This is a genomic window from uncultured Parasphingorhabdus sp. (assembly GCF_963677535.2).
Taxonomy (GTDB): domain Bacteria; phylum Pseudomonadota; class Alphaproteobacteria; order Sphingomonadales; family Sphingomonadaceae; genus Parasphingorhabdus.
In genome coordinates this window covers 1,877,049-1,889,516 of record NZ_CAXXUT010000003.1, presented here as the reverse complement: position 1 = coordinate 1,889,516, position 12,468 = coordinate 1,877,049, and the positions used below count along the sequence as shown (strand labels likewise).

Sequence of the window (12,468 nt, the reverse complement as noted above, 5' to 3'; positions counted from 1 at the left end):
CGCAAAGAGCCGGAACAGAAGAAAGGCCGCTCGGGATATTCCCGGCGGCCTTTTCTTTTGTCTCGATGATATCAGCGGCGAACCGCAGACCGTTTAGCGGCGACCATAGTCCCCGGCGACACCGGCGCTGCGTGGCGGTGCGGCGGCCGTAAGACGAAGCGCTTCTGCCGACTGGCTGATCGAACCGATTTCATCCGGCGTATCATCATCGTCGATGAGAACCTTCTGCAGCGACTGCACGAGGCTTTCTTCCAGATCCTTCGGCTTGATCGTTTCTTCCGCGATCTCGCGCAGGGCGACAACCGGGTTTTTATCGCGGTCGCGATCGACCGTCAGCTCTGCGCCGCCGGAAATCTCGCGGGCGCGCTGGGCTGCAAACAACACCAGATCAAACCGGTTTGTGACTTTATCAACGCAATCTTCAACCGTAACGCGAGCCATAAGGCGCTCCTGATTCTGCAAACTATAGGAAAAGAGGCCTGCATGTAGGGCTATTGGCGGGATTTGTCAACAAATCCGGGTGGCCCCGTCCTACGCCCCATAGCCCGAAATACAATCTAATGGTTTGTCGGTCGGGCGGTGATAATCTATGCCTCGAAACCATGAAAAACACCCCCGCGAGTACAATTGCATGGCAGCCCGGGCGAGCGCAATGGTTTGACGTCGGCGCCAACCGGTTGCGGTTGGTGCGCGCGCCGGACGAGCGCCTTGCCGCACTCGTCAATCTGCTCGAACAGGCCGATAAAAGTCTAAAGCTTTTCTTCTACATGTTCGAAGACGATTCGACCGGCCGGAAGATTCTCGATATTCTGATCGCGGCCTGTAAACGGGGCGTCGCCGTCGAGATGATGGTCGACAGTTTCGGCTCCAATGGTGCGCCGCGCAATTTTTTTGATTCCTTCGTCCAGGCGGGCGGCAGGTTCAAAATATTCAGCCCGCGTTTCTCGACCAGCTATTTTGTCCGCAATCACCAGAAAATGATCATCGCGGATGATTGCTGTGCCCTGATTGGCGGGTTCAATATCGCCGACGAATATTTTGCCGTGCATGAACCGTCCGGAGGAGATGACGGGGAAGACGAAAGCTGGGAGGATTTGGGTCTGGAATTCAACGGCCCCGAGGTTGCCAGTCTCGCCAGCTATTTCAGGCTATTGTCCGACTGGGTCTATCGGGACAATGGCAATATGCGTTCGCTGCGCAAAATGGTGCGTTTGTGGGAAGCTGGCAACGGACAGTTCCAGTGGCTTCTCGGCGGACCAAGCAATCGCTTGAGCCGCTGGGCCCGCGCGATAAAAAATGATCTGGAGCAAGGCAGCAGACTGGATCTCGTCACCGCCTATTTTTCTCCCGGACAAGGGCTGTTGCGCCGGATTGGCGGCGTGTCGAAGCGCGGCGGCCACAGCCGGATCATCTTGCCGGGCAAGACCGACAATGGCGCCACCATGGGGGCCAGCCGGCTGCTTTACGGATATTTGCTGAAACGGCATGCGCGCCTGTTCGAATTCCAGCCCAAGCGGCTCCACACGAAACTGGTCATCGTCGATGACGCCGTCTATATCGGCTCGGCAAATTTTGATCTGCGCAGCCTGTTCATCAATGTGGAAATGATGCTGCGGATCGAGGATCGCGCCTTTGCCGACCATGCGCGCAGCCTGATCGATATCCTGCACGAGCATAGCGAAGCCATTACACCGGACCTGCATAAATCCCGGCGGACATTTCTCAATCGTCTGCGCTGGGCCATATGCTATTTTCTCGTCAATACGCTCGACTATCGCGTCACTCGCCGTTTCAACTTCGGTATCTTGAAATAGCCATTTCCTGCCAGATCCGGTGATTTCACGCACCAGCCGGAGCAATCCGTCGCAGCAGAAGAATCGTTCACCGCAATCGGCAGTTTTGTCTCTGTTCAGACGGGAGCGCGTAGTTAGAAGGATCTATGAACATTCCAGCAGCAGATGATCGACCGCTCATGAGACCTTTCCGTCAAATATTGACCTTGATGCTGACCGTCACTCTGGCCGCCTGCGTGTCTGCCCCCAATCGGTCCGCGACCAGACCCGCCACGGCTCCCACCCCCACCTACCAGAACCCCGCACCTTCGGCTCCGCCCGTCTCCAATACCGCACGCAAACGTCCCAACCCGGCGCTGGTCCAGGAAATCGAACAGCTCTGGCGAACCTTTCCGGGAAAGACCGGGATTGCCATCAAGCGGATCGATGGCGAGTGGGAATTCGGCCACCGGATCGACGAATATTTTCCGCAGCAAAGCGTGTCCAAACTCTGGGTGGCCATGACCATGCTCGACAAGATCGATCAAGGCCGCGCTTCGCTGTCCGACCCGATCCGCATCGGCAAGGAAGACCTGACTCTGTTTCATCAACCGATGGCGGTTGAGGTGGAACGGGAAGGCGCCGTGGTGAAATCCGTCTACACGCTGCTGGAAAAAGCATTGGCCAGCAGCGACAATACCGCCAACGATGCCCTGTTGCGTCACGCCGGCGGCCCCGAAGCCGTCCGCAAGTTCATCGACAAGAACAATCTGGGAAAGATCCGCTTCGGTCCCGGAGAGCGATTGTTGCAGGCGGGCATTGCCGGAATGGAATGGAAGCAGGATCTGTCCTATCGCCGGTCATTCTATGCCGCCCGCGCGAAAGTGCCGGTTGAACGCCGGCGGCAATCGCTGGACGCCTATCTCGCCGATCCGGTTGACGGCGCCAGTCCGCGGGCGATTGTACACGCACTCGACAAGCTGGCCCGCGGCGAATTGCTCTCCGCCAATTCAACCAAATTGCTGCAATCGATATTGAAGCGCACCCGCAGCGGGCCGAACCGGCTTAAGGCCGGCGTACCCGCGGGCTGGGAATTCCTGCACAAGACTGGTACCGGCCAGGTTCTTGGTGCGGTGGCGACGGGCTATAATGATATCGGCATCATGACCGCACCCGATGGCACGCGCTATGCAGTGGTGGTGATGCTGGGCGACACGACCGCTTCTATTCCCGAACGCATGCGCATGATGCAGGCGGTGACCCGGGCGGTGGGCCGCTATCATCCGGGCTGACGCCTATTCGCTTTGAACGTCCCCGGATGGCATATCGTCCATCAAATCCGGTGGCAAGTTGCGCTCGTCCAGCATTTTTGCCGCTTCATCCAGCGCTTCGGCCTCGCCAACGGTCACCCCGCCTGGCCCCGGATCATTCTGCGCCGGGCCGCAGGCCGTCAGTCCTGCTAATATTATGATGTTGACCACGGTTCTCATGACATCTCCATAAGCCCTGTCCCGGCCGGACCAAAGACAAAAAAAAGGGCCGTCCGGAGACAGCCCTTTTCCGATAAATTCTGAAAAGCTTATTCTACTGCTTTTTTCGCAGCGTCAGCAGCTTTGTCGACTGCGCTTTTCGCAGCGTCCTTGGCAGCTTCACCAGCGGCTTCGGCAGCTTCGCCAGCGGCTACAGCAGCTTCGCCAGCGGCATCGGCAGCTTCCGCGGTTGCTTCGGCAGTCGCTTCGCCCATGGCGTCGGCAGTGCCTTCAGCAGCATCCATGGCATCAGCAGCAGCTTCTTCAGCCGTTGCTTCCGTGCCTTCTGCCGCTTCTTCCACACCGGTTTCGGCATTGTCTGCGCCGGAGCAAGCGGCCAGGCCAAGTGCAGCGGCGAGTACGATTGATGTTGTAACTTTTTTCATTGGGATAACCCTCTATTTTAGTCCTCAAAAACCAAGCCGGCGGGGAGTTTTTTTCGCTCCTCAGGCCTGCGGGCCTATCTTTAGCGATATGGCCGAATGAACGCAATGACCAACCTGATTCGGCCCATTCTGACTTGTAAAATCTCCTAGAGCCAGTGCCGGAAAGAAAAAGCCAGCCGCAGAAGATCAAGCCGATTGACCAGATATAAAGATTTCTTTATATAGTGCTGCAACATGGACGATATCTTGAATATATTCAGGGCGCTGGCCGACCCGACGCGATTGCGAATCATGCTGTTGCTGCAAAAGATGGAACTGGCCGTCGGCGAACTGGCGCAGATTCTGAACCAGAGTCAGCCCCGTATTTCGCGCCATATCAGGATATTGGATGAGGCTGGCCTGGCCGAACGGCGGAAAGAAGGGAGCTGGGTGTTCCTCAAACCGGGCACGGCGTCGGAGCTTGAAATCCTGGGCCGGATTTTCCGGTCGCAAGCAGTAGCGCAATCCGAACAGGCATTGCAGGACCAGGCCCAGCTGTCACTGGTTCGCAAGGCACGCGCAGAAATGGCCGAGCGCTATTTCGCTGCCCACGCCGACGAATGGGACGCTATCCGTTCGCTCCATCTGCCGGAGGAGGAAGTCGAACGGGCGATGCTCGCCCTGCTCCGCGATGCACCACTCGGCAAAATGCTCGACATCGGAACCGGGACCGGCCGGATGGTCGAACTGTTCGGTGCTGCGGCGCAATCGGTCATCGCAATCGACAACAGTCCGGAAATGCTTCGGCTGGCACGGGCCAAATTGCTCGAAAGCGAAGCCGGCGGCGGAGCAGAGCTGATACAGAAGACAGAACTGAAGCAAGGCGATTTCAACCATCTTCCGCTGGAAGATGCTGCGGTTGACAGCGTCATCCTCCACCAGGTTCTGCACTATGCGCAACATCCCGAAGCGGTTCTGGACGAAGTATCGCGGGTGCTCAATCCCGATGGTCTCGTCCTGATCGCCGACTTTGCCGCCCACGACCGGGAAGATCTGCGCACCGAACATGCCCACGCAAGACTTGGTTTCAGCGATGACAGCATGAAGCACTGGCTCAAAACGTCACAGCTGCAGCTGGTACAGAGCAAGACCCTGGATGGCGGTGAGCTGACAGTCAAAATTTGGGTCGCCAGAAAGAACGCCGTCCCCAGCCTCCACCCCGATTCGCGGGGATCACACCTCCCGAACAAAAATTTGAAAAGAGCATCAGCATGAGCAACCCCGCACGGCCACTGGCCCTCAGCGAACTGGAAGAAGCCAAGCGCGCGCTGGATGCTCCTCTTTTTGCCGGATTGAGCGGCGACGCCGATGTCTCCTTCGAATTTTTCCCGCCAAAATCAGAGAAGATGGAGAAAACCTTGTGGGACAGCGTGGTGACGCTCGAGCCACTCACCCCGCGATTTGTTTCCGTCACCTATGGCGCAGGAGGCACCACGCGGGAACGCACCCACGCAACGGTAGCCCGTATCGCCAGGGAAACCGATATTCCGGCTGCTGCGCATCTGACCTGTGTGGGTGCCAGCAAGGACGAAATAGCGGATGTTGCACGCTCCTATTGGGAGGCAGGCGTCCGGCATATTGTCGCCCTGCGCGGCGATCCCCCGGCGGAAGGAACGGCTTTTGAACCGCATCCCCATGGCTATGCCAGCGCGGCAGATCTGGTCAAGGGATTGAAGGATATTGCACCCTTTGAAATCTCGGTGGCGGCCTATCCGGAAACCCATCCCGAGGCCGATTGTCCGCAAAGCGACCTTGATAATCTGAAGCGCAAGCTGGACGCGGGCGCCAGCCGGGCGATCACACAATTCTTCTTCACCGCCGAAGCCTTTTTCCGGTTTCGCGATGCCGCGGCCGCGGCCGGGATCGATGCCGAGCTGGTACCGGGCATTTTGCCGGTGTCGAACGTCGCCCAGACACGCAAATTTGCCGGCATGTGCGGCGCGGAAATTCCGGGCTGGATGAACGATCTGTTCGAAGGCCTCGACGACCATCCCGCGGCAAGACAGCTGATCGCGGCCACCGTGGCGGCAGAACTGTGCCGCAAACTTTATGCCGGCGGCGTTCGCCAGTTCCATTTCTATACGCTCAACCGGGCCGAACTCAGCTACGCGATATGCCATTTGCTGGGCAAGCGCCCCGCTGGCGCACAACAGGAGAAAGCGGCATGACCAGCGCGCGCGAACGATTGCAGAAACTGGCTGGCGAACGAATTCTGGTGTTCGACGGTGGCTATGGCACCGCGATCCAGAATTATGGCCTCGGCGAACGCGACTATCGCGGCACGCTGGAACTGGCCGATGACCAGAAGGGCAATAATGATCTGCTCAGCCTGACCCGGCCGGACATCATTGAAGCCATTCATACATCCTATCTCGAATCCGGCGCCGACATCATCGAGACCAATACGTTCAGCTCGACCGAGATCAGCCAGGCCGATTATGGCTGCGAACATCTGGTCCGCGACCTGAACGTCAAATCAGCCGAAATCGCGCGCGCGGCTTGTGACAAGGCCGAAGCCAAGGATGGCCGCCCGCGCTTTGTGGCCGGATCCATCGGGCCGACCAACAAGACGCTTTCCCTGTCGCCCGACGTCAACGATCCGGGTTTCCGCGAAATCGACTATGACTATCTGAAAGGCGTCTACCGGGCGCAGTGCGACGCGCTGATCGAAGGCGGCGTTGATTTTCTGCTGATCGAGACGATCTTTGACACCCTCAACGCCAAATGCGCCGGCATGGCGGCAATGGAAGCGGCCGAAGCGAGCGGACGGGATATTCCGCTGATGATCTCGATGACCCTGACCGACCTGTCCGGCCGTAATCTGTCGGGCCATACCGTCGAGGCTTTCTGGCACGCGGTCCGGCATCTCAAGCCGCTGACCATCGGGCTCAACTGTTCCTTCGGCGCCGACCAGCTCCGTCCGCACCTCGCCATGCTGGCGAAGGAGGCGGATACGCTGATCATGGCCTATCCCAATGCCGGCCTGCCCAACGAACTCGGCGAATATGACGAATTGCCGGACGAAACCGCCGAGCTGATCGAGAACTGGTTCAACGACGGACTGGTCAATATTGTCGGCGGTTGCTGTGGCACGACGCCGGAGCATATTGCCGCTATTGCAAAGGTTGTTGACGGTCACGAGCCACGCAAGATACCGGCCATTCCAGTGCACACGCGTCTGTCCGGCCTGGAGCCATTCAATATGGCCGCCTGAAGAAACACTATTGCGGTTCGTTTCGAAGAAAAATTCGGAACGGACCGCAGAAGCATAACTGCCTTTCGTCTGCGCGCAAGGCCAACGGATACCATCACAATATCATGACACAGCCCTCTTCTACCAATTTCGTCAATGTCGGCGAACGCACCAATGTCACCGGATCGGCGCGCTTCAAAAAGCTGATTCTCAATGACGATTATGAAGCCGCGGTCGAAGTCGCCCGCCAGCAGGTCGAGAATGGTGCGCAGGTGATCGATATCAATATGGACGAGGGCCTGCTCGACGCGCATCACGCGATGACCACCTTTCTCAAGCTGATCTCCGCCGAACCCGATATCGCGCGGGTGCCGGTGATGATCGACAGCAGCAAATGGTCGGTGATCGAGGCAGGCCTGAAATGTGTCTCCGGCAAGCCGATCGTCAACAGCATCTCGATGAAGGAAGGCGAGGAAGAATTTCTCAGCCACGCGCGCAAATGCATGGCCTATGGTGCCGCCGTCGTGGTCATGGCCTTTGATGAGACGGGTCAGGCCGATACCAGGGATCGCAAGGTCGAGATTTGCGAACGCGCCTACCAGCTGCTCACCGGCATCGGCTTTCCGCCGGAAGATATTATCTTTGATCCCAATGTATTCGCGATCGCGACCGGGATTGACGAGCATCGCCGCTACGGCATCGATTTTATCGAGGCGACCCGCGAGATCAAGAAACGCTGCCCGCATGTCCATATCTCCGGCGGCCTGTCCAACCTCTCGTTCAGCTTCCGCGGCAACGAACCGGTGCGCAAGGCCATGCACAGCGTCTTCCTCTACCACGCGATCCCTGCCGGTATGGACATGGCGATCGTCAACGCCGGCCAGCTGGATATTTTTGACGACATCGACCCGGAACTGCGCGAGCTGTGCGAGGATGTCATATTCGACCGCCGCGAGGATGCCACCGACCGGCTGATCACGCTCGCCGAAAAATTCCGCGGCACGGACGAGGTGGCGGAGAAAGCGGCGGCAGAATGGCGCGGCTATGAAGTGCACAAGCGGCTCGAACATGCGCTGGTCAAGGGTATCGACGCCCATATCATCGAGGATACCGAGGAAATGCGGCTCGCCGTCAAGGCGCGCGAAGGCCGGCCGATCGAAGTGATCGAAGGCCCGCTGATGGACGGCATGAATGTCGTCGGGGACCTGTTCGGCTCGGGCAAGATGTTCCTGCCGCAGGTGGTGAAATCCGCGCGCGTGATGAAGAAGGCCGTTGCCCATCTCTTCCCTTATATCGAAGCCGAGAAGGACGAGAATGCCAAGGGCAAGGGCAAGATCATCATGGCCACGGTCAAGGGCGATGTGCACGATATCGGCAAGAATATCGTCGGCGTCGTGCTGCAATGTAACGGCTTTGAAGTCATCGATCTCGGCGTAATGGTGGCCTGGACCGACATATTGAAGGCCGCGAATGAAAATGATGCCGATATTATCGGGCTGTCGGGCCTGATCACGCCATCGCTCGATGAGATGGTGACCGTCGCCGAGGAAATGGAGCGGGCAAAAATGACCATGCCGCTGCTGATCGGCGGCGCGACCACGTCAAAAACCCATACTGCGCTGCGCATCGAGCCCGCCTATAGCGGACCGACGGTCTATGTTCTGGATGCCAGCCGTGCGGTCGGCGTCGCGTCGCAACTGGTCAGCGATACGCAGGCAGACGGCTTTATCGCCAGGACACGGGAAGATTATGAGCAGGTCCGTGTCGCGCGGGCTGGCAAGACCGGCAAGAAGCTGGCGACGCTCGAGGAAGCCCGTGCCAATGCCGCCCAGATCGATATGAATCTCAAGCCCGTGGCACCGGCGAAACCAGGATTGCATGTCTATGAGGACTGGGATCTTGCCGAGCTGCGCGACTATATCGACTGGACGCCCTTCTTCCGCGCCTGGGAACTGGCCGGCAACTATCCCGCCATTCTGACCGACGAAATCGTCGGCGAGAGCGCCAGCGACCTGTTCCGCGATGCGCAGGCGATGCTCGACCAGATTATCGCGGAGAAATGGCTGACGGCCAAAGGTGTGGCCGGACTCTGGCGCGCCCGGCGCGACGGCGACGATATTCGCGTCTCTCCGGACAATGCGGAATATAGCTTGCCGATGCTGCGCCAGCAGGTGATCAAGCGCGGCGGCAAGCCAAACAATTGCCTCGCTGATTTCATCGATACCGAGGATGACTGGATCGGCGGCTTTGCCGTCACCGCCGGCCACGGCATTGAAGAACATGTCCAGCGTTTCGAGATGGACAAGGACGACTATAACAGCATCCTGCTAAAGGCGCTGGCCGACCGGCTGGCCGAGGCCTTTGCCGAGCGTATGCACGAACATGTCCGCAAGGACCTGTGGGGCTATGCGGCGGACGAAAATTTTAACAACAAGCAGCTGATCCAGGAAAAATATCAGGGCATTCGCCCCGCCCCCGGCTATCCGGCCTGCCCGGACCACAGTCTGAAACCGATCCTGTTCGAGATGCTTGATGCCACCGCGCATACGGGAATCGAACTGACCAGCGGCTTTGCAATGACACCGACCGCTGCCGTGTCGGGCTTCTATTTTGGCCATCCGCAGGCGGATTATTTCGGTGTGGCGCGAATCAGCGAGGACCAGGTAGAGGATTATGCGGCGCGGCGCGGCGTCGGCCTCGACCAGGCGCGGCAATGGCTGCGGCCCAATTTGAACGAATAGCCCCTCCGGCAATCCCGTTAACCTCTGCCGCTCAGCCTGAATTCATCTGGGACAATATAAGCATAGATGTTGTTTGATATTGCCGCAGGCGATATTGAAACTGCCCAATTCCCTCTATTCAGGACAGCCGAAATGAAGCTCAAGACACGTTTGATCGCCACCGTTATATTGGCTTCACTGGCCGGTACGGCTGCACAGGGCCAGCGTGTCGGGGCGTTCAAGGTGATGGAAACCGGCCAGAGCTACCAGCGTCTGGCCGATGCAGTGGCTGCCATTGGTGGAAATAATGCCACCATTGTCATCGCTCCCGGTGCCTATGGCGATTGTGCGGTGCAGACAGCCGGCCGCATCACCTACAAGGCATCGGTTCCCGGCCAGACCATATTGGATGGCGGCGTCTGCGAAGGCAAAGCGAGTCTCGTCCTGCGGGGCAAGGCGGCGACGATCGACGGCATCATTTTCCAGAACCAGCGGGTGCCGGACGGCAATGGTGCGGGCATCCGGATCGAGCGCGGCGACCTTTATGTCTATAACGCCCTGTTCCGCAATGCCGAACAGGGCATATTGAGCGCCAATGACCCGAGCGCGGAAATTGTCATCGACCGGTCAACCTTTCAGCGGCTCGGACGCTGCGATCGGGGCCTGTCCTGCGCGCACAGCATCTATATCGGTAATTTCGGATCGCTGAAGGTGACCAACAGCCGCTTCGAAAAGGGCAGCGGTGGCCATTATGTCAAAAGCCGCGCCCCGCGGGCGACGATCACCAACAACAGCTTTGATGACACGCAGGGTCGCACCACCAACTATATGATCGATCTTCCGGCCGGCGCCACCGGCGTAATCAGCGGCAATGTCTTCGTGCAGGGCCAGAACAAGGAAAACTGGAGCGCTTTCATTGCCATCGCCGCGGAAGACCGCGACCATAGTTCGGAAGGTCTCAACATCCATTCCAACAGCGCTTCGCTCGCCAAGGGCGTGAACCGGAACACCTGGTTTGTTGCCGACTGGAGCGGCGACCAGCTTCGCATTGCCAACAACAGTCTCGGACGCGGCCTGACCCGCTACCAGCGGCGCTAGAAAGCCCCTCGCCTCACTCGCAGCTGTTTAGCGGACCGCCGTCAATATCGAGACATTGTCCGTCGGTTTCCTCCGCCGGGATGTCCACGCCGACGAGCGCACCCAGCGTCGGTGCAATATCGACCGTCATCACCGACAAGGGCTGTTCGAAATGCCGGATGCCCTCGCGCCAGAACAGGATCGGAACGCGACGGTCATAATCCCATGGGCTGCCATGGGTTGCTACATATCCCCGCGCGGTAGTGGCGATCGGCGTCACCGCCTTTTTAAGCAGAACGACAAAATCACCGGACCGGTCGGGGTGAAAAGAGGCGCGGGCACGCTGCGGCAAGGTCCATTCTTCCGGAGCGCTGCGCGGCACCTCAATCGCCGCAATCTCGTCATGTTCCAGCACCATCTCCACCTGCGTGTGGGCGGCGATCAGCGCTACCGCGCTATCCTTGACCTTTTTCCGCATATCCTCGGAAAGCTCTGTGCTGACATAATAGTCGCCGAATGGGCCATCGGCGTAGAGCACAGGCTGGTCAGCCGGAAGGCCCAAAACTTCTGCGACCTTCCGGCCGATCGTCTTGGCGTTCAGATCAGGGTCGACCCGCTGCGCTGTCGCTACGCCCTGCAGGCTCATCCGTTCCGGCAGGTCGAGCCCGCCATGATCGGCGGTCAACATCACGACATAGTCAATATCCGCTCCGTCCAGCAGATCAAAAAACTGCCCGAGAGAACGATCCAGTTCGCTCATCTGGATGCACATCTCCAGCCCTTCGGTGCCAAAGCCGTGGCCGATATAATCGGTTGCGGACAGTCCGACAGACAGGATATCGGTGGCGTCGCCCTGCCCCAGCTCGAGTTCCTTGATCAGGACCGTTGCCGCGTCGATCACCGACTTGTCGAAGTCCGGAGACCCGCGATAAACGCTTGCGGCGCCTTCGGGGCGCTGAAAGGCATAATCGCCAACCGACTTGCCTTCGCCATGTGCAATACGGGCATTGCGCGCCGCGCAATGGGCCGGCACCGCAAAAGCTGGCCGCGCCTTGTCGATAGTCGAAGCAATCGACTTGTTGAGGGCGGCAATAGCCGGCATGGTCTTGCGACCCTGAAGCGTGGAAAAGCCCTTGCCTTTCCACCAGTATATTTCGTCGACATCATGTCCGCCCATCATCAGCGCCGCGCGGTCCTTGCCCGACACCGCAACATTGCGCGAATCCGGCGAGACTTTCTTGAGCCGGTCGCCCAGCGTCGGCACCAGAAGATGCCAGACCGAAGCGATATAATCACCCTGCGCGGCAGCGGTAATGTCACCGAAGCTGGACCCGTCGATGCGCTCGTCCTCGGCGCAATAGACAGTTTTGTCCTCGCGCTCGATCGACAGATCGATCCAGTTGTTGGCAATGATCCCCGCCCGCCCGGAATGGACACCGGTCATAATCGTTGCATGGCCCGGACAGGTCTCCGTCGCAGCGTGCGACTGATAGCCGGACGGGAACACCACACCCTGCGCCAGCCGGGCCAGACCGCCGGTAAAGCTGCTGCGATACTCGCTAAAAAGATCGGCGGAAAACTGGTCCACCGATATGGCGACCACAAGATCCGGCTGGGCCGATTTCCTTTGGCCGGAATCTTCCGCATGAGCGGTTCCGGAAAATGTGATAAGCGCTGCAACAGCTGTAACTAGAATCGATTTTTGCACGAATGGTCCTCACGGGTAATTGTCGCTATAGAAAGCAACGGTCC

Annotated in this window: 11 protein-coding genes; 7 read left to right on the top strand and 4 right to left on the bottom strand. The window is 58.8% G+C overall.

Translation table 11 applies throughout. The features are described from left to right. Positions 1 to 93: 93 nt before the first annotated feature. The gene (rpoZ, locus tag ACHZCJ_RS16205; protein WP_159644220.1) at positions 94 to 441 is read right to left on the bottom strand and encodes a DNA-directed RNA polymerase subunit omega; all 348 of its coding nucleotides are present in this window, start codon (positions 439 to 441) and stop codon (positions 94 to 96) included. A 161-nt stretch (positions 442 to 602) separates the two neighbouring features. On the opposite strand from rpoZ, the gene ACHZCJ_RS16200 reads away from it, so the two are divergent. Then, on the top strand, positions 603 to 1,814 hold the full coding sequence (locus ACHZCJ_RS16200; protein ID WP_321327596.1) for a phosphatidylserine/phosphatidylglycerophosphate/cardiolipin synthase family protein: 1,212 nt from the start codon (positions 603 to 605) through the stop codon (positions 1,812 to 1,814). Positions 1,815 to 1,972: 158 nt separating this feature from the next. Continuing rightward, the gene (locus ACHZCJ_RS16195) at positions 1,973 to 3,064 is read left to right on the top strand and encodes a serine hydrolase (protein WP_321327594.1); all 1,092 of its coding nucleotides are present in this window, start codon (positions 1,973 to 1,975) and stop codon (positions 3,062 to 3,064) included. A 3-nt stretch (positions 3,065 to 3,067) separates the two neighbouring features. Here the strand turns inward: ACHZCJ_RS16195 and ACHZCJ_RS16190 are convergent, their stop codons facing one another. Continuing rightward, on the bottom strand, positions 3,068 to 3,262 hold the full coding sequence (locus tag ACHZCJ_RS16190; protein WP_159644235.1) for a hypothetical protein: 195 nt from the start codon (positions 3,260 to 3,262) through the stop codon (positions 3,068 to 3,070). Between the two features lie 89 nt (positions 3,263 to 3,351). Next, a complete protein-coding gene (locus ACHZCJ_RS16185) occupies positions 3,352 to 3,687 on the bottom strand; it encodes a hypothetical protein (protein ID WP_159644248.1) in 336 nt (111 codons plus the stop codon). Between the two features lie 234 nt (positions 3,688 to 3,921). On the opposite strand from ACHZCJ_RS16185, the gene ACHZCJ_RS16180 reads away from it, so the two are divergent. The 5 genes from ACHZCJ_RS16180 to ACHZCJ_RS16160 all read left to right on the top strand — a co-directional run bounded on the left by ACHZCJ_RS16180 (position 3,922) and on the right by ACHZCJ_RS16160 (position 10,737). After that, a complete protein-coding gene (locus tag ACHZCJ_RS16180) occupies positions 3,922 to 4,941 on the top strand; it encodes a metalloregulator ArsR/SmtB family transcription factor (protein WP_159644258.1) in 1,020 nt (339 codons plus the stop codon). After that, positions 4,938 to 5,894, top strand: coding sequence for a methylenetetrahydrofolate reductase (gene metF, locus ACHZCJ_RS16175; protein WP_159644271.1), 957 nt, complete (start codon positions 4,938 to 4,940; stop codon positions 5,892 to 5,894). Before ACHZCJ_RS16180 ends, metF begins: the two co-directional genes overlap by 4 nt. Then, complete coding sequence (locus ACHZCJ_RS16170; RefSeq protein WP_159644276.1) at positions 5,891 to 6,940, top strand: homocysteine S-methyltransferase family protein; 1,050 nt, start codon at positions 5,891 to 5,893, stop codon at positions 6,938 to 6,940. The genes metF and ACHZCJ_RS16170 overlap by 4 nt, the downstream gene beginning before the upstream one ends. Further along, positions 6,922 to 9,660, top strand: a complete 2,739-nt coding sequence (gene metH, locus ACHZCJ_RS16165; RefSeq protein WP_321327826.1) for a methionine synthase — start codon at positions 6,922 to 6,924, stop codon at positions 9,658 to 9,660. Before ACHZCJ_RS16170 ends, metH begins: the two co-directional genes overlap by 19 nt. Before the next feature lie 132 nt (positions 9,661 to 9,792). Continuing rightward, on the top strand, positions 9,793 to 10,737 hold the full coding sequence (locus ACHZCJ_RS16160; protein ID WP_321327589.1) for a right-handed parallel beta-helix repeat-containing protein: 945 nt from the start codon (positions 9,793 to 9,795) through the stop codon (positions 10,735 to 10,737). 13 nt (positions 10,738 to 10,750) lie between these two features. Here ACHZCJ_RS16160 and ACHZCJ_RS16155 read toward each other — a convergent pair whose 3' ends face one another. After that, positions 10,751 to 12,424, bottom strand: a complete 1,674-nt coding sequence (locus ACHZCJ_RS16155) for an alkaline phosphatase family protein (protein WP_321327587.1) — start codon at positions 12,422 to 12,424, stop codon at positions 10,751 to 10,753. Positions 12,425 to 12,468 lie beyond the last annotated feature (44 nt).